Annotated in this window: 16 protein-coding genes; 12 read left to right on the top strand and 4 right to left on the bottom strand. The window is 73.7% G+C overall.

What is annotated here, in order from left to right; translation table 11 throughout:
* Positions 1-110: 110 nt before the first annotated feature.
* Entirely contained in the window at positions 111-1,205 is a 1,095-nt protein-coding gene (locus ACFVHO_RS27120) for a mechanosensitive ion channel family protein (RefSeq protein WP_385719771.1), read from the bottom strand.
* Between the two features lie 267 nt (positions 1,206-1,472).
* On the opposite strand from ACFVHO_RS27120, the gene ACFVHO_RS27115 reads away from it, so the two are divergent.
* Entirely contained in the window at positions 1,473-2,009 is a 537-nt protein-coding gene (locus ACFVHO_RS27115; protein ID WP_289950701.1) for an HNH endonuclease, read from the top strand.
* Between the two features lie 46 nt (positions 2,010-2,055).
* On the opposite strand, the gene ACFVHO_RS27110 is transcribed toward ACFVHO_RS27115, so the two are convergent.
* Complete coding sequence (locus ACFVHO_RS27110) at positions 2,056-5,049, bottom strand: beta-N-acetylglucosaminidase domain-containing protein (protein WP_385719767.1); 2,994 nt, start codon at positions 5,047-5,049, stop codon at positions 2,056-2,058.
* Positions 5,050-5,628: 579 nt separating this feature from the next.
* On the opposite strand from ACFVHO_RS27110, the gene ACFVHO_RS27105 reads away from it, so the two are divergent.
* From ACFVHO_RS27105 to ACFVHO_RS27095, 3 genes are all read left to right on the top strand, one after another.
* Positions 5,629-5,865 carry a hypothetical protein gene (locus ACFVHO_RS27105; protein WP_385719764.1) on the top strand — a complete coding sequence of 79 codons (237 nt, stop codon included), beginning with the start codon at positions 5,629-5,631 and terminating at the stop codon, positions 5,863-5,865.
* On the top strand, positions 5,866-8,277 hold the full coding sequence (gene malQ, locus ACFVHO_RS27100) for a 4-alpha-glucanotransferase (protein ID WP_385719761.1): 2,412 nt from the start codon (positions 5,866-5,868) through the stop codon (positions 8,275-8,277).
* Positions 8,278-8,360: 83 nt separating this feature from the next.
* Positions 8,361-8,600 carry a hypothetical protein gene (locus tag ACFVHO_RS27095; RefSeq protein WP_385719758.1) on the top strand — a complete coding sequence of 80 codons (240 nt, stop codon included), beginning with the start codon at positions 8,361-8,363 and terminating at the stop codon, positions 8,598-8,600.
* Between the two features lie 158 nt (positions 8,601-8,758).
* Here ACFVHO_RS27095 and ACFVHO_RS27090 read toward each other — a convergent pair whose 3' ends face one another.
* A complete protein-coding gene (locus ACFVHO_RS27090; protein WP_385719921.1) occupies positions 8,759-9,310 on the bottom strand; it encodes a MarR family winged helix-turn-helix transcriptional regulator in 552 nt (183 codons plus the stop codon).
* A gap of 183 nt (positions 9,311-9,493) precedes the next feature.
* On the opposite strand from ACFVHO_RS27090, the gene ACFVHO_RS27085 reads away from it, so the two are divergent.
* The 3 genes from ACFVHO_RS27085 (at position 9,494) to ACFVHO_RS27075 (ending at position 12,406) form a co-directional block, all read left to right on the top strand.
* A complete protein-coding gene (locus ACFVHO_RS27085; RefSeq protein WP_385719756.1) occupies positions 9,494-10,459 on the top strand; it encodes an EamA family transporter in 966 nt (321 codons plus the stop codon).
* A 120-nt stretch (positions 10,460-10,579) separates the two neighbouring features.
* Positions 10,580-11,482, top strand: a complete 903-nt coding sequence (locus tag ACFVHO_RS27080; RefSeq protein WP_385719919.1) for a DMT family transporter — start codon at positions 10,580-10,582, stop codon at positions 11,480-11,482.
* Between the two features lie 27 nt (positions 11,483-11,509).
* The gene (locus tag ACFVHO_RS27075) at positions 11,510-12,406 is read left to right on the top strand and encodes a LysR family transcriptional regulator (protein ID WP_385719753.1); all 897 of its coding nucleotides are present in this window, start codon (positions 11,510-11,512) and stop codon (positions 12,404-12,406) included.
* 243 nt (positions 12,407-12,649) lie between these two features.
* On the opposite strand, the gene pepN is transcribed toward ACFVHO_RS27075, so the two are convergent.
* A complete protein-coding gene (gene pepN, locus ACFVHO_RS27070) occupies positions 12,650-15,250 on the bottom strand; it encodes an aminopeptidase N (RefSeq protein WP_385719750.1) in 2,601 nt (866 codons plus the stop codon).
* A 189-nt stretch (positions 15,251-15,439) separates the two neighbouring features.
* On the opposite strand from pepN, the gene ACFVHO_RS27065 reads away from it, so the two are divergent.
* The 5 genes from ACFVHO_RS27065 (at position 15,440) to ACFVHO_RS27045 (ending at position 20,942) form a co-directional block, all read left to right on the top strand.
* Positions 15,440-16,480 carry an ABC transporter substrate-binding protein gene (locus ACFVHO_RS27065; RefSeq protein WP_385719747.1) on the top strand — a complete coding sequence of 347 codons (1,041 nt, stop codon included), beginning with the start codon at positions 15,440-15,442 and terminating at the stop codon, positions 16,478-16,480.
* Between the two features lie 287 nt (positions 16,481-16,767).
* On the top strand, positions 16,768-17,700 hold the full coding sequence (locus ACFVHO_RS27060) for an ABC transporter permease (protein WP_385719745.1): 933 nt from the start codon (positions 16,768-16,770) through the stop codon (positions 17,698-17,700).
* Positions 17,697-18,644, top strand: coding sequence for an ABC transporter permease (locus ACFVHO_RS27055; RefSeq protein ID WP_385719742.1), 948 nt, complete (start codon positions 17,697-17,699; stop codon positions 18,642-18,644). Before ACFVHO_RS27060 ends, ACFVHO_RS27055 begins: the two co-directional genes overlap by 4 nt.
* A gap of 133 nt (positions 18,645-18,777) precedes the next feature.
* Complete coding sequence (locus tag ACFVHO_RS27050; RefSeq protein ID WP_385719739.1) at positions 18,778-19,653, top strand: ABC transporter ATP-binding protein; 876 nt, start codon at positions 18,778-18,780, stop codon at positions 19,651-19,653.
* The gene (locus tag ACFVHO_RS27045; RefSeq protein WP_385719736.1) at positions 19,650-20,942 is read left to right on the top strand and encodes a flavin-dependent oxidoreductase; all 1,293 of its coding nucleotides are present in this window, start codon (positions 19,650-19,652) and stop codon (positions 20,940-20,942) included. The genes ACFVHO_RS27050 and ACFVHO_RS27045 overlap by 4 nt, the downstream gene beginning before the upstream one ends.
* Positions 20,943-21,240: the final 298 nt, after the last annotated feature.

Genomic DNA, 21,240 nt, shown 5'->3' with positions numbered 1-21,240 from the left:
TTGATGCGAGGAACGTAAAGGCCCGTGAAGGGGTCGTCAAGACCGAGCGCCCCCGAGGCAACCAACTCGTTACCTGGGGGGCGCGGTCATATGCGGGGTGGTGAGGGCGGCTACTTCGACAGATTCGGCGGCGGCGTGATGGGCGACGCCGCAAGCGACTGCGGGGACGTCGACGACGCGTACGCGGACGGGGCCGCCATGCCCGCCGTCGGGTCCGGGGCCTGGGCCACGCCGCCGTCCGGCAGCATCGGCAGGCCGCCCACCAGGCGGATGCCCTCCGCGTCGAAGGCCCGCTTGATGCGCCAGCGCAGCTCCCGCTCCACACCGAGCGACTTGCCCGGCATGGTCTTGGCGGAGACCCGCACCACCATCTGGTCAAGGAGCACGCTGTCCAGGCCGAGCACCTCGACCGGGCCCCACAGCTGCTCGTTCCACGGCTCGTCCTTGCCGAGCCGCTCGCCGACCTCGCCGAGCACCCGCTTGATCTTGTCCAGGTCCTCGTCCGGGCGCACCGTCACGTCGACGCCGGCCGTCGACCAGCCCTGGGAGAGGTTGCCGATGCGCTTGACCTCGCCGTTGCGGACGTACCAGATCTCGCCGTCGTCGCCGCGCAGCTTGGTCACGCGCAGCCCGACCTCGATGACCTCGCCGGAGGCCACCCCGGCGTCGATGGAGTCACCGACCCCGTACTGGTCCTCCAGGATCATGAAGACGCCGGACAGGAAGTCCGTGACCAGGTTGCGGGCGCCGAAACCGATCGCGACACCCGCGACACCCGCGGACGCGAGCAGCGGCGCCAGATTGATCTGGAACGTGCCGAGGATCATCAGCGCGGCCGTGCCGAGGATCAGGAACGACGCCACCGACCGCAGCACGGACCCGATGGCGTGCGAACGCTGCCGCCGCCGCTCCACATTGACGAGCAGCCCACCGAGCGCGGTGCCGTCCACGGCCTGCGCCGTGCGGTTCATCCGCTCTATCAGCTTGGTGATGGCGCGCCGCACGATCACGCGCAGCACCATCGCGATCACGACGATCAGCAGGATGCGCAGACCGATGGCGAGCCAGGTCGACCAGTTCTCCTCGACCCAGCTGGCGGCGTTCGTCGCGCTCTCCTGGGCGTCGTCGAGCGTCACCGGCTCACGGGTCGGCGTCGGTGTCGGGTCCGGGTCCGTTCCGGCGGCCGAAAGGACGGACAGGAACACGGCTGGTACCTCCAGGCATAGCGGCCTGCCCAGGAGATGCACCGGGCAGACCCACCACACTAACGGGGCATTGTGTGGGGATCGTTGTCATGTTCGAAGGAGAGACGGTGCTCACCAGCGCGGAAACGTGCCTCCATCGGAAGTGTGGGCGAAAACACTTCAGGGCCGTTACCGGCACATGCTGGCGCTACGACCAGGCATGAGGGGAGACTGGCTACAGATCGTCCCGGCGCGAGCCACGCGCCGCCGGCGTACAAGGAGGCATCCGTGCCGCATGTCCTGGTCCTCAACGCGTCGTACGAGCCGCTCGGCGTCGTACCGCTCCGCCGCGCGCTCGTCCTCGTCCTCGAGAACAAGGCACTCTGCCTCGAGGAGTCCGGCGCCTTCATGCACAGCGCGACCCGCACCATCCCCGCACCCAGCGTGGTCCGGCTCAAGCGCTTCGTGCGGGTCCCCTACAGGGGGCCCGTTCCACTGACCCGCCGTGCCCTGTTCGCCCGCGACGGCGGCCGGTGCATGTACTGCGGTGGCGTCGCAACCAGCGTCGACCACGTCATTCCGCGCAGCCGGGGCGGCCAGCACGCCTGGGACAACGTGGTGGCCTCGTGCCGCCGCTGCAATCACGTCAAGGCCGACCGGCACCTGCTGGAGCTCGGCTGGCGCCTGCGTCACAAGCCCGCCCCACCCACGGGCCTCGCCTGGCGCATCATCGGCACCGGGCATAGGGATCCGCGCTGGCTGCCGTACTTGCAGCCGTTCGGCGCGGACGACGCGATGGCCCGGATCGACGGCATTTCCGCCTAGGAATCGATCCGGGCCTTGTTGTACGTGCGCGGTGCCGGAGGCGGCCTCAGTCCTCCGCCACCGCGTAGGCCTCCACCGACCACAGCGAGTATCCGAACCGGGTCGCCCGGCGCTCGCCCGACACCCGCACGAAGCGGGTGCCCGGGGCGTCCATGCGGACGGACTCGCGGCCGCCCGCGCCGTCGCGCACGACGGCGGCGGTCCGCCAGGTCCTACCGTCCGCCGACGTCCGGATCCGGTACCCGGCGGCGTACGCGTCCTGCCAGCGCAGCACCACCTGCCCCAGGCGCACCGGCTCGGCCAGCTCGACCTGCCACCACGCGTCGTCATCGGCGGGCGAGGACCAGCGGGTCGTGGCGTCGCCGTCGTTCGCTGCCGACGCGGGGAAGTCCGCCGTCTCGTCGCCCGAGGACGTGGCCCGCGCGCCGCGCGCGAGATCGGGGCCGCCGGTGCGCGGGAACGCCCGCACCGACACGGTCCGCGTCCCGCCCGCGAACGTGACGGACATCTCGTACGTCCCCGCGCGCGTGCCCCTGGGCGCGGTCACGTCCAGCGGCACCCCGACCGCCGTGCCGCGCGGCACCGTCACCGCCCGCGGCGCCCGCACCTCGACACCCCGCGGCGCCCGCACCGTCACCTCACCCCGTACGTCACCGGGCCGCCGGGACAACAGCTCCGCCGTGACCCGGCGCGCGCCGCCGCCGATCTCCACGTCCACGCCCGCCGGAATCCGCCCGAAACGCGCGACGGCCGTGTCGGCGAACCACGGCACGACGTGCCGCACGGCGCCCTGGTCGAGGACGACGCGGAGGGCGTCCGCGCGCAGGCCCTCCGGGAGGACGGGACCGCCCGCGCGCGGGGTCTCCCGGCGCGTCAGCTCCGTGCAGCCCGACGGGGACAGGGACGTGAGGCGGCGCCAGCCCTTGCCGGGGACGTGGGCCTCCAGGGTGCCGCGGGTGCCCGGGGCGGCCAGGACCGTCACCCCGGCGAGCGGCCGGGCCCCCCGCCAGCGGGCGCCCGGGCCCGACCCGGTGTGCTCCCCGTCGATCCCCGCCCACCTCGCGTACGCCTCCCGGGCCCGCTCCACGAACGGACCGAGAACCCCCTCCCCGACCGTGACCCGCCCGCCTTCCCTCGCGTTCTCCTCCTCTGCCCAATCAGCACGTTGCGCGTGCAGGGCGCGCGCGGCGCGCCACGCGCCCTCGCCGTCTCCGTGCGCCGCCGCGCTCAGCATCCGGACAGCCGTCCCGCCCGCCTCGCCGTAGCGCGCCAACCGCTCCGTCCACGGCCGCACTTCCGCCGCGAGCTCCCCGACGCCCTCCGCCTCACCGGCGGCCAGATCCCCCGGCGCGTCCCGCATCACCCGGAAGGCATCGCCCAGCGCGCGTGCGGCGGCGTCGACGCGGCGCGGGTCGGCCGTCGTGCGCGCGTGCCAGAACTCCCGCAGCAGCGGCCGGAGATACGCCGACTCGGCGGCGCCGAGGACGGACGACGCGTCGTTCCCGGCGAGCGCCGCGAGCGCGGCCCGCGCCCTCGCGTCGCCGCCCGCGAGGTCGTCGATCGCGGCGTGCCAGGACTCCCTGGGACGGTAACCCCGGGGATTCCAGGCGAAGTCGGCCACCGTGAACAGCGGGATCCGGGACGCCGTCGACTGTGCCATCGCGTTGCCGAGCAGCGCGGCCGACCCCTGCGCGACGGCGGGCTCACGGCCCGTGTACGGCCCCAGGAAGATCCTGTCCTGAGCGAAGTCGTTCACCGGATAGTTGTCCGCCGTGATCAGCGGCTGCTCCCCGAACGCCCGCCGCGCGCCCGCCAGTTCACGGCCCGTGATGGTGCGCGGTACGACGCCGACTCCCGTCCACGTCACCTCGACGGAGTCGTGCAGCGCCGCGGACAGGGCCGCGCGGTACTCCGTGGCGCCGTCCTGGAAGTACTCGGTCGGCATCAGCGACAACGGCGGCGCGTCCGGGTGCCGCACGGAGAGGTGCCGCGCCACGGCGTCGGCCACCCGCGCCTGCGCCCGGGCCGCCGCGCGCGGCCCCGAACCGAACGCGTCCGCGTCCCGCCCGCAGTGCCACTCGCTGTAACTCACGTCCTGGAACTGCAGTTGGAACGCCCGCACGCCCAGCGCCCACATCGCGTCGACCTTCCGCGTCAGGGCCCGTACGTCCGCCTCCGACGACAGACACATCGCCTGGCCGGGGGCCACCGCCCAGGCGAGCGTCACGTGGTTGCGGGCCGCCCGCGCGGCCAGCGCGCGGAACTCCGCGCGCTGCGCCGCCGGGTAGGGCTCGCGCCAGCGGGCCTGGCGGTACGGGTCGTTGCCCGGCGCGTACAGGTAGCGGTTCTGCTTGGTGCGGCCCATGAAGTCGAGGTGGGCCAGGCGTTGGCGGTGGGTCCACGGAGTGCCGTAGAAGCCCTCCGTCAGGCCGCGCACCGCCGTCGCGGGCCAGTCGCGGATGCGGACGCCCGGGACCGTGCGGGTCCTTTCGTCGGCGAGCTGGCGCAGGGTCTGGACGGCGTGGAACAGGCCGTCGGGGCCCGCGCCGTCCAGCGCGACCGTGTCGCGGCCCTCGATCCGGCCCACGGCGAGGCGGTAGCCGCCCGCGGGGAGGTCGGCGCGGGGCCTCGCGCCCAGCGCGCGCAGGGCCGCCGCGGCGTCCTGGCCGCCCGCGTGCACCACGAGGTGGGAGCCCGCGGGCAGTTGGGCGCCCGCGGGGACCTCGTCGATCCGGCGGGCGCCCGTCGTCCTGAGCAGCGTGCGCAACGCTTCTACGGCGTGCGGGTCGGCGTGCGCCCCCGTCACGAGGGCCACGTCGTCGCCGACCGTGACCGTGTTCCCCGGGCCTGTGGCCTCCTGGGTCTGCGGCCTCGGCCAGACCCCGGGCACGGGTGCCGACCCGTGGTCGTCCGGGGTCGTCGTCGGGGGGCCGCCGTCGGGCGGGGGCGGGGTGGCCAGGGCGTACGGGGCGGGGGTGAAGGTGCCCGCGAGGGCCGCCAGGGCGAGGGTGGCCGCGGTCCTTCTGCGTCGCAGCTGCACGTGCTTCTCCCTTGCCGCTCGGCAGTGGTCCGGCGGTGGGGCGCCTCGCCGCCCTCGTCACTGTGCCCACTCGTGTGGTCACACAGGGTGCGGGAAGCCCATCACTGGGGTGGGGAGGGTGTCAATGCGGGGGCCCTGCGGGGCTTTCCCCAATCCCACCCCTTCCCGAAACCGGGGCTGCGCCCCTGGACCCCGGGGGTGGGTGTCCCCTTCGGGTGGGACGGGGCGCCGCCGATCGCGCTGCGCGCTCGTCCTCAAACGCCGGACGGGCTGAAAATCTCGCCGGGGCGGGCCGGTGATGCGCTGTGGGGTGAGGTGTTTCGGGGGTGATGGTGCCGGGCTGTTGGGCTGGTGGTGCGGGTTTGGGCGGGTGGGTGGGAGAGAGCCCGTCCGGCGATTGAGGACGAGGCGCGGAGCGCCGATCGGCGGCGCCCCCGTCCCACCCGCACGGGACACCCACCCCCGGGAACCCCCAGGACCCGGGTGTGACCACCGCCACGTTCCCCGACCGTATACGGATGCCCCCCACCGCAGTGGGTAGGGCTTCGGAACCGGCATCCGCGACCAAGGGAGCACCCCATGCCCGCCTCCGCGAACCTCCTCCTCTCCGCCCTGTCCAAACAGGTCTCGCACCCCGACTCCGGCCTCGACGGCTCCTGCTCCTGCGGCTGCCTGGAGCCGCCCCTGACCAGCGAGCCCCCGCTGGCCGACGCCTCCCCCCTCACCAGCGAGCCGCCCCTGACGGACGCCGCCCCGCTGACCAGCGAGCCCACCTCCACGGGCATGGCCGCGGGCCTGGACCCCATGGGCGTATAGATGACCCTTGCCCGGCTGGCCGCCCTGCACGGCGTGGCCACCTCCTACGCACCGTCCCCGGACCGCACGGTCCAGGCCTCGGAGGCCGCGGTCGTCGCGGCCCTCGCCGCGCTCGACGTCGACGCGAGCACGCCGGAGGCGGTACGGGACGCGGTGGCGGCACGCGAACGGGAGTTACGGGAGAGGCTGTTACCGCCCACCGTGGTGCTGTGGACGGAGAGACGGCCCCCGGCGGAGGAGGCCGAGCAGGCCCCACAAGCCGCGCAAGCCCCACTGCCTCCGCGGTCCGCGCAGCCTCCACAAGCCCCACAGCCTCCGCAGTCCGCGCAGCCTCCACAAGCCCCGCAGCCTCCACAAGCCGAGCCTCCGCAGTCCACCTCTCTCCCAGAGGTCCTCTCCTCCCTCCCCCCAGGCACCCGCCTCGTCGTGGAGACGGAGCCGGACGGCAAGCGCATCAATCTCCCCGACGTCCCCAGCGCCCCCGAGGCTCTCAGCACCCCCAGCGCTCCCGGCGCCCGCGAGGCTCCCAGCGCCCCCAGCGCCCCCAGCGCCTCCGACGCTCCCAGCACCCCCACCGCTCCCAGCGCCCCCAAGGCCCGCGAGACCCCTGACGCCCCTGACACCCCCCACACCCCCACAACTCCCCATCTCCCCACAACTCCCCACCTCCCCTTGGGCATCCACCGCCTGACCGCCACCACCCCCGACGGCCGCACCGCCCAGGCCCACCTCGTCGTCGCCCCGCGCCTCGCCCCCGCGCCGCCGCCCCGCACCTACGGCTTCCTCGTGCAGCTGTACTCGTTGCTCAGTCGGCACTCCTGGGGCATGGGGGACCTGGGTGACCTCGCGGAGCTGGCGGCGTGGGCGGGACGGGTGTTGGGGGTGGGGTTCGTGCAGGTGAATCCGTTGCACGCGGCGGTGCCGAGAGTGCCGGGCGGCGCCGGGGACCCCTCGCCGTACCGCCCGTCCTCCCGCCGCTTCCCGGACCCCGTGCACCTGCGGATCGAGAACGTCCCGGAGTTCGCCCACCTGCGGGGCGAGGCGCGCGAGAGGGCGGGCGCTTTCGGGGAGCGGGGGGAGGAGCTGCGCCGGGAGGTGCTGAGCGGGGGCGCCCTGATCGACCGGGACGCCGTGTGGGACGTGAAGTCGGCGGCGCTGGAGCTGATCCGGGGTGTGCCGCTGGGGCCCGGCCGGTGCGCCGCGTACAGCGACTTCCTCGCCGAGCAGGGCGAGGACCTGGAGGACCACGCGACGTGGTGCGCGCTCGCCGAGCGGCACGGGCCCGACTGGCGCGCCTGGCCGGAGCCGCTGCGGGACCCCGCGTCGCCCGAAACGGCCCGCGCCCGCACCGAGTTGATGGACCGCGTCGACTTCCACGAGCGCCTCGCCTGGCTCACGGACGAGCAACTGGCCGCCGCGCAGCGGTCCGCACGGGACGCGGGGATGGCCGTCGGCCTCGTCCACGACCTGGCCGTCGGCGTGCATCCGGACGGCGCCGACGCCTGGGCGCGGCAGCGGTACTTCGCCGCGGGCATGTCGGTGGGCGCGCCCCCGGACGCCTTCAACGACCGCGGCCAGGACTGGGGCCTGCCGCCGTGGCGCCCGGACCGGCTCGCCGAGTCCGGCTACGCCCCGTTCCGCGCCCTGCTGCGCGCGACACTGCGGCACGCGGGCGCCGTCCGCGTCGACCACGTCATGGGTCTCTTCCGGCTCTGGTGGGTGCCGAACGGACGTACCCCCGGCGACGGGACGTACGTGCGCTACGACGCCGAGGCCATGCTTGCCGTCCTCGTCCTGGAGGCGCACCGGGCGGGCGCCCTCGTCATCGGCGAGGACCTCGGCACGGTGGAGCCGGGCGTGCGCGAGGCGCTGCGCGCGCACGGGGTGCTCGGCACGTCCGTGCTGTGGTTCGAGCGGGACTGGGACGGCACCGGCCAGCCGATCGCGCCCGCCGACTGGCGCGCCGACTGCCTGGCCACCGCCACCACGCACGACCTGCCGTCCACGGCCGCCCGCGTCACCGGGGCGCACGTGCGCCTGCGGTACGACCTCGGCCTGCTCACCCGCCCGCTGGCCGCTGAACGCGCCGAGGCCGCCGCCGACGTCCGCGAGTGGCTCGGCCTGCTGTCCCGGCTCGGCCTGCTGCCGGGCGGCGCGGGGAACGAGGAGGACGAGGTCCGCGCCGTGCACCGGTTCCTGCTCGCGACGCCCGCCCGCATGGTCGGCGTCTGGCTGCCCGACACCGTGGGCGACCGCCGTCCGCAGAACCTGCCCGGCACCTGGGACCAGTACCCCAACTGGCGCCTGCCGATCGCCGACGCCGCGGGCCGTCCCGTCACCCTGGAGGACCTGGCCGCCGCCCCGCGCCTGCACGCGCTCCTCGAGGTGTTCCGCCCGTCCCGGACGCCGTGACCGCGCCCCGCCGCGCACCGGGTGGGGCGCCCGTACGGCACCCCGGGCGCGCGGGCCGCGCGGCGGTTCGCTACGTTGGCACCGTGGACAAGAAGAACGCCCTGCGCGCCGGTGTACTGACGGCCGGTACGACGCTGATGATGCTGCTCATGTCGTCCCCCGCGCTCGCGCTCAACCGCGACGACGGCGACGACCCGGGCCCGGGCCTGAGCGTGATGGAGACGCTCGGCCTGTATGTCGCCGCGCCGATCGTGCTGTTCCTGGTGATCGCCGGCCTGGTGATGGTCGGCGACAAGTCCCGCAAGCAGCAGAAGCAGAGCTGACGACGCGGGTCCGCCGCCCGGCTGTCACCACAGCTGATCGGTTTCGCCTTTCTTCGCCGAGGGCGCCCCTCGGCCACGTACACGGACGCCTGTTGACGTCTTCGTACGAGGCCGGAGGGCGCCCTCGGTGTTTCACGAACCTCCGGCGCCGCCCGCCGTCATGAGGCGTCCCCGGCCTGCGAGCCCGCGAGCAGCTTGCGCAGCAGGGCCGAGAGCTGCGCCGTCTCCGCCTCGTCGAGCCCGGCGGCCGTGAGCGCCGCGCGCTGCTCCTCGACGCCCGCCACGACGGCCCGGTCCACCAGCTCCCGGCCCTCCTCGGTCAGCGTCACCTGCAGCCCCCGCCGGTCGTGCGGGTCGGGGGAGCGGCGCAGCAGCCCGGCCCGCTCCAGCTTGTCCAGACGCCCCGTCATGCCGCCCGTCGTCAGCATCAGCGTCGAGGAGAGCTGGCGCGGCGAGAGCGTGTACGGCTCGCCGTGGCGGCGCAGCGTCGCGAGCACGTCGAACTCCCCGCGCGTGGTGCCCAGGCGGCGGTACGCCTTCTCGGTGCGGTCGCCCATGGCCTGCGTGGTGCGGTAGACGCGGCCGAAGACTTCCATGGGTGTGGTCTCCAGATCCGGCCGTACGACGGCCCACTGCTCGATGATCGCGTCGACGCCGTCGGGCGCGGCGGCGGCCGCTTCTCCGGAGTGCGTCGCGCTCTGGGAGGACATCACGTTGCTCGCGTTCATGAGGGAAGTATCCACGAGATACAGAAGCTTGCAAGTAAGTGGGTTGACGATAAGTAGCTTACGGCTAAGCTACTTACTGCTCAGCTTCCTCCGTGAGCCCTTCAGTCCCTGAGCCTCTGAGCCCTTGGGTCCTCGGGTCCTTGATTCCTTTGGGAGACGTCCGTCATGAAGCGCGCCACCGCCATCCTCCTCACCGCCTACGCCCCCCTCACCTGGGGCTCCACCTACGCCGTCACCACCGAGTTCCTCCCCGCGGACCGCCCCCTGTTCACGGCCCTGATGCGCGCCCTGCCCGCAGGGCTGCTGCTGCTCCTGCTCGCCAGACGCCTGCCCAAGGGGGAGTGGTGGTGGAAGTCGGCGGTCCTCGGCGCACTCAACATCGGCGCCTTCTTCCCGCTGCTCTTCCTCTCCGCCTACCGCCTGCCCGGCGGCATGGCCGCGGTCGTCGGCTCCGTCGGCCCGCTCTTCGTCGCCGGACTCGCGGCCCTGCTCCTCGCCGACCGGCCGACCCCGCGCACCCTGCTCACCGGGGCCGCCGCGGCCCTCGGCGTCAGCCTGGTCGTCCTGAAGGCCACCGGGTCGCTGGACGCGGTCGGGCTGCTCGCGGCCGTGGGCTCGACGGCCTCCATGTCGACGGGCACGGTGCTCACCAAGCGCTGGGGCCGCCCGGACGGCATCGGCCCGCTCGCGCTGACGGCCTGGCAGCTGACGGTCGGCGGCCTGCTCATCGCCCCCGTCGCGTTCCTGGTCGAGGGCGCGCCGCCCGCCCTCGACGGGCGGAACATCGCGGGCTACCTCTACCTGTCCCTCGCGGGTACGGCCGTCGCGTACTGGCTGTGGTTCCGCGGCATCGGCCGCCTCAGCGCCACCCAGGCCAGCCTCCTCGGCCCGCTCTCGCCGCTGACGGCCGCGGTCATCGGCTGGGCCGCGCTCGGCCAGTCGCTGACCGCGGTGCAGGTGGCGGGGATGGCGATCGCGTTCGGGGCGACGGTGTTCGGCCAGCTGAGCCCGAAGCCGCAGGAGAAGCCGCAGCCGCAGCCGCAACTGCTCGTCGAGGAATCGTTCAGCTCAGCTTCAAAGACCGGTCGGAAAGATTCGATGGACCTGAGTGGTTCCGGGCTGGGACGGTAGCTCAGCCGGCCCCGGAGCGGGGCCGGACGAGCGCCCCGTACCGGGGAGAGAGGCAAGGAGATACCAGTGGCGAGCGTCCTGGACCTGGACCGGAGTGGCAGCGGCGGCGGCGACACGAGCGTGCGGGGCACGGGAGGTGGGCCTGCCGCCGCCGCGGGGCTCGGCGTCGGACTCGGCCTCGCCGTGCTCGCCACCGTCGTCTGGTCGGGAAGCTTCGTCACCTCCCGCGCCCTCGCCGACAGCGTCCCGCCGATCCAGCACGCGTTCTGGCGCTGGCTCATCGCCGTCGCGGCCGTCGCGCCGTTCGCGGCCCGCCGCACCTGGCGCCAACGGGCCCTGCTCCGCCGCCACTTCCGCTTCCTGCTCGCCGCCTCCCTGCTCGGCGTCACCGTCTACAACACCCTCGTCAACCAGGCCGGAGTGACCACCACCGCGGGCAACATGGGCATGATCATGGCCGCCTCGCCCGTCCTGATGGCGGTGTACGAACGCCTCGGCGGAGCCCGCCTCGGCGCGCGGCGCGTCACGGGCATGCTCGTCGCCTGCGTCGGCGTCCTGCTCCTGGTCAGCGGCGGCTCCCTCGCCATGGACCTGGCGGTGGGCGACCTGTGGGTGATCGGCGGCGCCGTCGCCTTCGGCTCGTACAGCGCGCTCCTTCGCCGCAGGCCCGCCGAGATCTCCGGATTGCCCTTCCTCTTCAGCACCTTCGTCCTCGGCGCGCTGATGCTGCTGCCCGTCTTCCTCGTCAGCCTCGCCGTGCAGGGCGGCTTCGAACCGACGGCCGCGACGGTGTCCCCGCTCCTGTACGTGGGCGTCGTCTCCTCCGCGGTCGCCTTCTTCGCCTGGAACAAGGCGATCTCCGTCATCGGCGCGGCCCGCGCGGGCGTCGTCTACTACCTGCAGCCGGTGTGCGTGGCCCTGCTGTCCTTCGCCGTCCTCGGCGAGGGCGTGGGATGGCTCCAGGTGCTGTGCATGGGCCTGATCCTCGGCGGCGTGGTCCTCGGGTCGGCGGGCGGGAAGTAGCGGCCGGTGCGCGGGTACGTTGACGCCATGACCGAGTGGGACATCAAGAAGCTGCAGATCCTGCGCACCCTCGCCGAACGCGGGACCGTCACCGCGACCGCGCGGGCCCTCCTGATGACCCCCTCCGCCGTGTCCCAGCAACTCTCCAACCTCGCCAAGCAGGTCGGCGTGCCGCTCCTGGAGGCCCACGGGCGCCGGGTGCGGCTCACCGGCGCCGCCCGGCTCCTGCTCGTCCACGCCGACGCCGTCCTCGCCCAACTGGAGCGGGCCGACGCCGAGTTGGCGGCCTACGCCAAGGGGGAGGCCGGGGAGGTGCGGGTCGGGGCCTTCTCCACCGCCGTGCCCGCCCTCGTCGTGCCCGCCGTCCGGGCCCTGCGCGTCGCGCACCCCGGGATCACGGTGCGGGTGCGGGAGGCCGAGGCGGGCGCGGCCTACGAACTCCTTGCCGCCGGGGACGTCGACCTCGCCCTGTCCCTCGCCGCGCAGGCCCCCCGGGGGCGGGACGGCCGTTTCACCCGCGTCACCCTCCTCGCCGACCCGCTCGACGTCGCGCTCCCCCTCGACCACCCGCTCGCCCGCGCGGACGCCCTGCGCCTCGCCGACCTCGCCGACGAGCCGTGGATCTTCGGCGGCTCCGGCCCCTGGTCGGAGATCACGCGTGCCGCGTGCGAGGCCGCCGGATTCGTGCCCGAGCAGGCGCACAGCGCGGCGGGGTGGGAGGCGATCCTGGCGATGGTGGGGGCGGGGATGGGGGTGGCCCTCGTGCCCCGGATGGCTGGCGCCTTCGGGAGGGGCGGGGTGGTGATGCGGGAGCTGGCGGAGCGCCCGCACCGGCATGTGGTGGCCGCGGTACGGCGCGGGGCGGAGGGTTCCCCGACGGTGAGCCATGTCCTGGCGGCGCTGCGTGGGGTTACGTCCCCTTGACGTAAGGGGCGCCGTCGGCCGGGGGCTGTGCCCACCCTCCCGGCAGCCGCAGACGCCAGACGGGCCCAGCCGCAGAGGCCAGCCACGGGGGCGGGTGGGCCGTCGCCGAGGGCGAGGTCGCCCGGGGCGGTCGCATCCGTGGTGAGGTGTAACGGGTGGGCGGGTGGGAGAAAGACGGTCGTCCGGTGCCGGGGGCGGGCTCGACCAGCCCGCCCCCGGCGTCCGTGAACCGCCCGGCCAGGGCTACGCGTCGGCGGCCTGCGCGCGCAGCGCGCGTTCCACCCCCGCACGGGACTCCGTGATCAGCCGGTGCAACGCCGCCGTCGGCTCCGCGGCCGCGATCCACGCGTCCGTCGCGTCCAGCGTCTCCTGGGACACCAGGACGGCCGGGTAGAGACCGACCACGACCTGCTGGGCCATCTCGTGGGAGCGGGACTCCCACACGGACTTCACGGCGTCGAAGAACTTCTGGGTGTAGGGGGCGAGGAGCTCCCGCTGATCGGTCTGGACGAAGCCGGAGATCACCGCCTCCTGCACGGCGTTGGGCAGCTTGTCGGACTCGACGACGGACGCCCACGCCTCGGCCTTGGCCTCGGCGGTGGGCCGGGCGGCCCGCGCCGCGGCGGCGTGTCGCTCGCCCGCGGCCGTCCTGTCGCGCTCGGCCTCGGCGGCGATCCCCGCCTCGTCGAGGCGCCCGGTCGCGGCGAGCCGCGCCACGAACGCCCACCGCAGCTCGGTGTCGACGGCCAGCCCCTCGATGGACTCCGAGCCGTCGAGCAGCCCCTCCAGGAGCGCCAGGTCGGACTCCGTGCGGGCGGTCGCGGCGAACGCCCGCGCCCACGCCAGCTGGTGGTCACCGCCGGGCTCGGCCGCCCGCAGGTGCTCCAGGGTCGCCTCGGTCCACCGCGCGAGCGCGGCCTCACGGCCCGCCGGGGCGGCGTACAGGTCGAGCGCCAGCTTCACCTGCCGGTGCAGCGACTGCACGACGCCGATGTCGGACTCCTTGCCGATGCCGGACAGGACGAGGGAGAGGTAGTCGCGCGTCGGCAGCTCCGCGTCGCGCGTCATGTCCCACGCCGAGGCCCAGCACAGCGCCCGCGGCAGCGAGGCCTCGAAGTCGCCCAGGTGCTCGGTGACGAAGGCGAGGGACTCGGTGTCGAGCCGGACCTTGGCGTACGACAGGTCGTCGTCGTTGAGCAGGATCACGGCGGGCCGGTGCTTGCCCACCAGGGCGTCCACCGCGGTCAGTTCGCCGTCGACGTCCAGTTCGACGCGGTCCGTGCGCAGCAGCTTGCCGGACTCGTCGTCCAGGTCGTAGAAGCCGATCGCGATCCGGTGCGGACGCAGCGTCGGCTCGCCCTTGGCGCCCTCGGGCAGCGCGGGGGCCTCCTGCTTGACGGCGAAGGACGTGATGACGCCCTGCGTGTCGACGTCCACGACGGGACGCAGCACGTTGATGCCGGCCGTCTCCAGCCACTTCTTCGACCAGGTCTTCAGATCACGCCCGCTGGTCTCCTCCAGGGCGCCGAGCAGGTCGGACAGGCGCGTGTTGCCGAACGCGTGCTGCTTGAAGTACGCCTGCACGCCGCTGAAGAACGCGTCCATGCCGACGTAGGCGACGAGCTGCTTGAGGACGCTCGCCCCCTTGGCGTACGTGATGCCGTCGAAGTTGACGAGCACGTCGTCCAGGTCGCGGATGTCCGCCATGATCGGGTGCGTGGACGGCAGCTGGTCCTGCCGGTACGCCCAGGTCTTCATGGAGTTCGCGAACGTGGTCCAGGAGTGCGGCCACTTCGACCCGGGCGCGTACGCCTGGCAGGCCGCCTCGGCGAACGTCGCGAACGACTCGTTCAGCCACAGGTCGTTCCACCACTCCATGGTCACGAGGTCGCCGAACCACATGTGCGCCAGCTCGTGCAGGATCGTCGCGGCCCGCACCTCGTACGCCGCGTCCGTCACCTTGGAGCGGAACACGTACTGGTCGCGGATCGTCACCGCGCCCGCGTTCTCCATCGCGCCCGCGTTGAACTCCGGCACGAACAGCTGGTCGTACTTCGCGAACGGGTAGGCGTAGTCGAACTTCTCCTGGAACCAGTCGAAGCCCTGCCGGGTGACGTCGAAGATCGCGTCCGCGTCCAGGAACTCGGCGAGCGAGGGGCGGCAGTAGATGCCGAGCGGGACCGACTGCCCGTCCTTCTCGTAGACGCTGTGCACCGAGTGGTACGGGCCGACGATGAGCGCCGTCACGTACGTGGAGAGGCGGGGCGTCGGCGCGAAGGTCCAGACGTCGTCCTTGGGCTCCGGCGTCGGCGAGTTGGAGATGACGGTCCAGCCGGACGGCGCCTTCACGGTGAACTGGAAGGTGGCCTTCAGGTCGGGCTGCTCGAAGGAGGCGAACACACGGCGCGCGTCCGGGACCTCGAACTGGGTGTACAGATAGGCCTGCTGGTCGACCGGGTCGACGAAGCGGTGCAGACCCTCGCCGGTGTTGGTGTACTCGCAGTCCGCGACGACCTTCAGCTCGTTGGCGCCCTGCGCCAGGTGCCGCAGCGCGATGCGGGAGTCCCGGAAGACCGCCCCCACCTCGAGCGCGTGCCCGTTCAGGACGACCTCGTGGACGGCCGGGGCGATCAGATCGATGAAGGTCTCGGCGTTCGCCTCGGCGGAGTCGAAACGCACCGTGGTCACCGACCGGTACGTCCCTCCCCCACTCTCGGCTTCGCTCGAGTGGGTGGTACCCCCACCCTGCGCTCCGGAGAGGTCGAGATCGATCTCGTACGAGTCAACGGTGAGCAGCTTCGCCCGCTGCTGCGCCTCTTCGCGGGTCAGATTGGTGCCGGGCACGCGGTCATCTCCTCGGTACGACTTGCGAACTTTTTGCGATGTTTCTCGCCATCCTTCCATGTGCAGCCGTCGCCCGCGCCGGGCCATTGTTCTCAGGTCGCGCGGCCGTTAGCATCCGCGCGTCGGCTCAGGTCGAGGAGCGGCCTGAAGCGGGCCGAAGCGGGCCGAAACGGTCGGGAGCAGATGCATATGGCTAGGGGTGCACGCGGTGCGCAGGGCCCGCGCGGGCCGCGGCGGTCACGGAGCCGGGCACGGTTACGCGGCGCGGGCGCCCTCGCCCTGCTCCTGCTGACCGCCACCGCGGGCTGCGGCTCGTCCGAGGGCTCCGGCGACTCCGGCGGCGGTGACGGCAAGGGCCCGGAGAAGACCCGCATCACCGTCGGCACCATGCCCGTCGCCGACACCGCGCCCCTGGAGATGGCCCAGCGCAAGGGCTTCTTCAAGGCGGAGGGGCTGACCGTGCGCACGACCACGCTCAGCGGCGGCGCGGAGTCCGTCAGCCGGCTGCGGGCGGGCGCCCTCGACATCTCCTTCGGCAACTACGTCTCGTACTTCCTCGCCCACGCCAACAAGGCCATCGACGTCCGCATCGTCTCCGACGCCTTCCAGTCCGCGCCCCGCACGCACGCGGTCCTGGTCCGGAAGGACTCGCCGGTCAAGTCCCTGAAGGACCTCCAGGACAAGAAGATCGGCGTCAACACCAAGCGGAACATCAGCGCCCTGCTCGTCAAGAAGGCAGGCAAGGCCGAGGGCGCCGCCTTCGACGACGACAAGAACTTCGTCGAGGTCGACATGCCGAACATGGAGACCGCCCTGAAGTCCGGCAGCGTCGACGCCGTGCAGGCCGTCGAGCCGTTCGTCTCCGCGATCGAGCGGTCCGGCACCGGCCGGGTCGTCGCCGACCTCGGCAAGCCGCCGACCGCGGGCTTCCCGATCGCCGGGTACGCGGCCACGGCGTCCTTCGCCGAGGACAACCCGAAGACGGTCGCCGCCTTCCAGCGCGCCATGGCCCGCGCCCAGCGGCAGGCCGCCAACCGCTCGGCCGTCGTCGACACGCTCCCCGACTACACGAAGATCACCGCCGACCAGGCCGCCCAGCTGAACCTCGGCGGCTACCCCGCCGCTCTCGACCCCGCACGCCTCGAACGGGTGGTCGAGCTGATGCGGGAGTTCGGATACCTGAAGCGCAAACTCGACGTGGAGCCGCTGCTGGTGCGTGCGGGGCCGTGAGGGTGGGCGCGGGGTGTGCGGTGAGGGGGGCGATGCGGTGAGGGGGGTTACGCGGCCCACGCGGACGACACGGCTCACGCGGGTCACTCAGGTCACTCGGGTCACGCGGATCACTTGGCCCACGCGGATTACGCGGCTCACGCGGATCACGCGGCCCAGGCGGACGACGCCGCCCACGCGGGTGCCGCGATGAAGAGGGCGATGCGGTGAAACAGGACGCGCGCTCCGGACCGGGCCTCGGCCCGGGATTCGGGGCGCGCGCTCGCACGCGCGCCGGTGCGCGCTCCGTGAGCCTGGTCGAGCGCAGGTCCGGGCGGGTTCTGCTGGGGGCGCTCGGCCTCTGCGGTGCCTTCCTCGTCCTCGAACTCGTCGCCCGCAGCGGGGTGTTCGACGACCAGGCCCTGCCGCCCGCCTCCTCCGTGCTCGCCCGCGCCGCCGAGATGGCCGTCGACGACGGCTTCCTCGACGACCTCTGGACCACCGTCTCCGCCTGGCTCGGCGGCCTCGCCCTCGCCGTCGCCCTCGCCGTGCCCGCCGGGCTCCTCCTCGGCTCCCTGCCGCGGCTCCGCGCCGCCGCCCTCGCCGTCGTCGAGCTGGCCCGCCCCATCCCCTCCGTCGCCCTCATCCCGCTCGCGATCCTCGTCTTCGTCGAGCCCGACCGGGTGGAGCGGTCCCTCGTCTGCTACGCCGCGCTCTGGCCCATCCTCCTCAACACCCTGTACGGGCTCCGCGACGTCGACCCCGTCGCCAAGGAGACCCTGCGGTCCTTCGGGTTCGGGCCGCTCGCGGTGGTGTGGCGGGTGTCGCTGCCGAGCGCCGGGCCCTTCGTCCTCACGGGGGTGCGGATCGCGGCGTCCGTGGGGCTGATCGTGGCGGTCAGCGCGGAGTTGCGGGCCGGGGGTGACGGGGGACTCGGCGTCTATCTGCTCGACTCGCAGTCCGGGGGCGGGCGGCCCGATCTGATGGTGGCGGGGGCGTGTTGGGCGGGAGCGCTGGGGGTTGCGGCCAACGCCGGTCTTGTGGGGGTGGGGAGGGCTCTGTTTCCCCACAGTGCTCGATCAGCGCGCTCCGCGCGCGGGCGCCCCTTCCCGAGGCCAAGGGGCTCCGCCCCCCGGACCCCCCGTGTCGCGCTGCGCGCTCGCCCTCAATCTCCCCCGAGCGCTGAAGGAGCAGGGAAAGGCCCCCACGACGGGCTCAACAGGTCCGGAGCGGGGCGATGAGCGGGGGAGGGGAGCGGTCGGAGCGCGCGGTGGACGCGGCCGTCGGGCACGTGCGGGACGTCGGCCCAGGGCGTGCGGGGGACGCCGAGCCCCGGCAGGCCGGGGGCGTCGGCCCCGGGCGTGCGGGGCGCGTCAGCGGCGGGCGGGTCCGGCGTGTCGTCATCGGAGTGTTCGCCCGGGCCTGGCTGCTCGTACTCCTCGTCGTGCTCTGGGAGTTGGCCGCCCGACGGGCCGAGGACCTGTACTTTCCGCCGCCCACGCGGATCGTGCGGACCATGCGGGAGATGTGGTGGTCGGGGCCGCCGTCCCGGCTGTGGCTGAGCGACCTCGCCGTCGACGACTTCGTGCCGAGCCTCAGCCATCTGCTGCTCGGCTGGGCCGCCGCCGGGGCCGTCGGGATCGCCGTGGGCGTCGGGATCGGGCTCTCCCGGGTGGCCTTCCACGTGCTCGACCCGGTGCTGCAGTTCGGGCGTGCCGTGCCGCCGCCCACGCTCATCCCGTTCTTCATGGTCGCCTTCGGGCTCGGCACGTCCATGCAACTGGCGGCCATCGTCTTCGGCGTGGTCTGGCCGGTGCTGCTCAACACCGCCGACGGCGTGCGCTCCGTGGAACCGCTGCAGCTCGACACCGCCCGCGTGCTCGGGCTCGGCCCCCTCGCGCGGCTGCGGTACGTCATCCTGCCGGGGGCCGCGCCGAAGATCTTCGCGGGGCTGCGGGTCGCGCTCGGGTTCGCGCTGATCCTCATGGTCATCGCCGAGCTGATGGGGTCCGGAGAGGGCATCGGCTCCCGGCTCAACGCCGCCGAGCGCGAGTTCAGGCCGGACCGGCTGTGGGCCGGGATCGTGCTGCTCGGCGCCGTCGGCTGCGTACTGAACGGACTGTTCCTGCTCGTCGAGCGAAAGGTCCTGGCCTGGCACCGGGGCGCACGGCGGGCGGACACCTAGACCACCCGGCCCCCGCGGGGCGGCGGACCGGCCGCGATCCATGGGGGCGCACGGGGAACGCGAGGGGCCTACGGACCCTCACATCACTTAGACCGCAAGGCAGTTGGCAACAGGGGGACAGGGGGAACAGGGGATGCTGGAGATCGCTGGGCTCAGTCATCGCTACGCCGACGGGCACCGTGCCGTCGAAGGGGTCGAACTACACGTCGCGCGCGGCGAGTTGGTGAGCATCGTCGGGCCGTCCGGCTGCGGCAAGTCCACGCTCCTGCGGTGCGTCGCGGGACTCCAGCGGCCGAGCGAGGGCCGGATCGCCGTCGGCGGCCGGGACGTCGACGGCGTACCCGACGACCTCGCCGTCGTCTTCCAGGACTACACCCGCTCGCTCTTCCCGTGGCTGACCGTCCGCGACAACGTCGCCCTGCCGCTGCGCCGCCGCGGCCTCGCCCGCGCCGAGCGCCGCGCCCGCGCGCAGGAAGCCCTCGCGCAGGTCGGCCTCGACGGCACCGCGGGCCGATACCCGTGGCAGCTGTCCGGCGGCATGCAGCAGCGCGTCGCCATCGCCCGCGCCCTCGCCTACCGGCCCTCGCTGCTCCTGATGGACGAGCCGTTCGGCTCCGTCGACGCCCAGACCAGGGAGGACCTGGAGGACCTGCTCCTGTCGGTGCGCGGGGGCGGCGGCGGAGGGTCGGGCGGGGGCCGCGACGGCGACGATGGCGGTGGTGGTGGCGGTGGTGGCGGCAGCGATGGCGGCGGCAGCGTTGGAAGCGGTGGCGGCGATGGCGGCGATGGCAGCGACGCCCGAGGGATGACCATCCTGCTCGTCACCCACGACATCGACGAAAGCGTGTACGTCGGCGACCGCGTCGTCGTCCTCACCGGCGCCCCCGGCCGCGTCCACAGCGAGCTGCGCGTCGAACTGCCCGTGCCGCGCGACCAGATCGGCACCCGCGGCCTGCCGGAGTTCGTGAGACTGCGGGCCGAGGTCGGACGGGCGGTGCGGCGGCCATGAGCGCCATGAACGCCGCGAACGCCGACGTCCTGATCGCGGGCGCGGGCATCGGCGGGCTCACGGCGGCGCTGAGCCTGCACGAGGCGGGGATCGGCGTACGGGTCGTCGAACCCGTGCAGGTGCTCCGGCCCGTCGGCGTCGGCATCAACCTGCTGCCGCACGCCGTCCGCGAACTGACCGAACTCGGCCTCGGCGAGCAGCTCGCCGCGACCGGCGTGGCCACCGCCGAGATGGTCCACTACGACCGGCACGGCAACCGCATCTGGGGCGAGCCCCGCGGCCACGCCCTCGGCTACCACTGGCCGCAGTACTCCCTCCACCGCGGTGCCCTCCAGATGATCCTGCTCGACGCGGTGCGCGAACGCCTCGGCGAACGCGCCGTCGTCACCGGCACGTCGTTCGTGCGGTGCGCCGAGACGGAGGGGCCGCTGCTGCGGGTCATCCTGCGGGACATGGCGCGCGGCCGGGAGCACGCCGTGCGGGTGCGGGCGCTGATCGGCGCCGACGGGCTCTACTCGACCGTGCGCGCCCGGCTGCACCCCGGGGAGGGGCCGCCGCTGTGGAACGGCATCCGGATGTGGCGCGGCATCACCGAGTGGGAGCCCGTGCTCGGCGGCCGCACCGTCGCCATCGCGGGCAGCAACGCGCACGCCAAGCTGGTCGTCTACCCCATCTCCGGCGAGGCCGAGCGGCGTGGGCGTGCGCTGCTCAACTGGGTCGCGGAGGTGCGGTTCCCCGTCGAGCACGGGGCGATGTCCGGGGCCGCGGACTGGAACCGCACCGGGCGGCTCTCCGACGTCCTTCCGTACTTCGCCGGGTGGCGGATCGGGGACCTGGACGTGCCCGCGCTTTTCGCCGCGACGCGGCGCATCCTGGAGTACCCGATGGTCGACCGGGAGCCGCTGTCGCGGTGGGGCCGCGGGCCCGTCACCCTCCTCGGTGACGCCGCCCACCCGATGTACCCCGTCGGCTCCAACGGCGGTTCGCAGGCCGTCCTCGACGCCCGGGTCCTCGCCCGCAGCCTCGCCGTCAACGACCCCGACCGGGTCGCCGGGCTGCGGGCGTACGAGGAGGTGCGGCGCGAGGCCACGGCCGCGCTCGTCCTCGCCAACCGGCGGATGCCCGCCGACCGCCTCCTCCAAGTCGTCGCCGAGCGCGCCCCCGAGGGCTTCGAACGGGTCGAGGACGTGCTGACCACCGAGGAGTTGGCCGAGCTCGACGCGGCGTATCGGTGGACGACGGGCACGGATGTGGCGGAGCTCAACGGGAGGGGGTCGTGGGGCGTCTAGCCCTCGCGGGGCGCCCCAGTCCCGCCCCTTCTCCGGCTGTGTCAATTTGCGGCTCCGCCGCGCGGGGGGCTGCGCCCCTGGACCCCGGGGATGGGTGTCCCCTTCGGGTGGGACGGTCCGCCCCCGAATCGGCGCTCCGCGCCTCGTCCTCAATCTCCCCCAAGCTCTTGAGGAGCAGGGGGACCCCCACGACGGGCTGGATACTTCGCCGAGGCGGGCCGAAAGGCGCTGCGGGGCGGGCTGAAGGGTGCCGGGCTGTTGGGCAGGCCGGTGCAAGTTTGGGCGGGTGGGTGGGAGA

The organism is Streptomyces sp. NPDC127108 (assembly GCF_042677545.1).
GTDB lineage: Bacteria > Actinomycetota > Actinomycetes > Streptomycetales > Streptomycetaceae > Streptomyces.
This window is presented reverse-complemented; position numbering and strand designations above follow the sequence as displayed.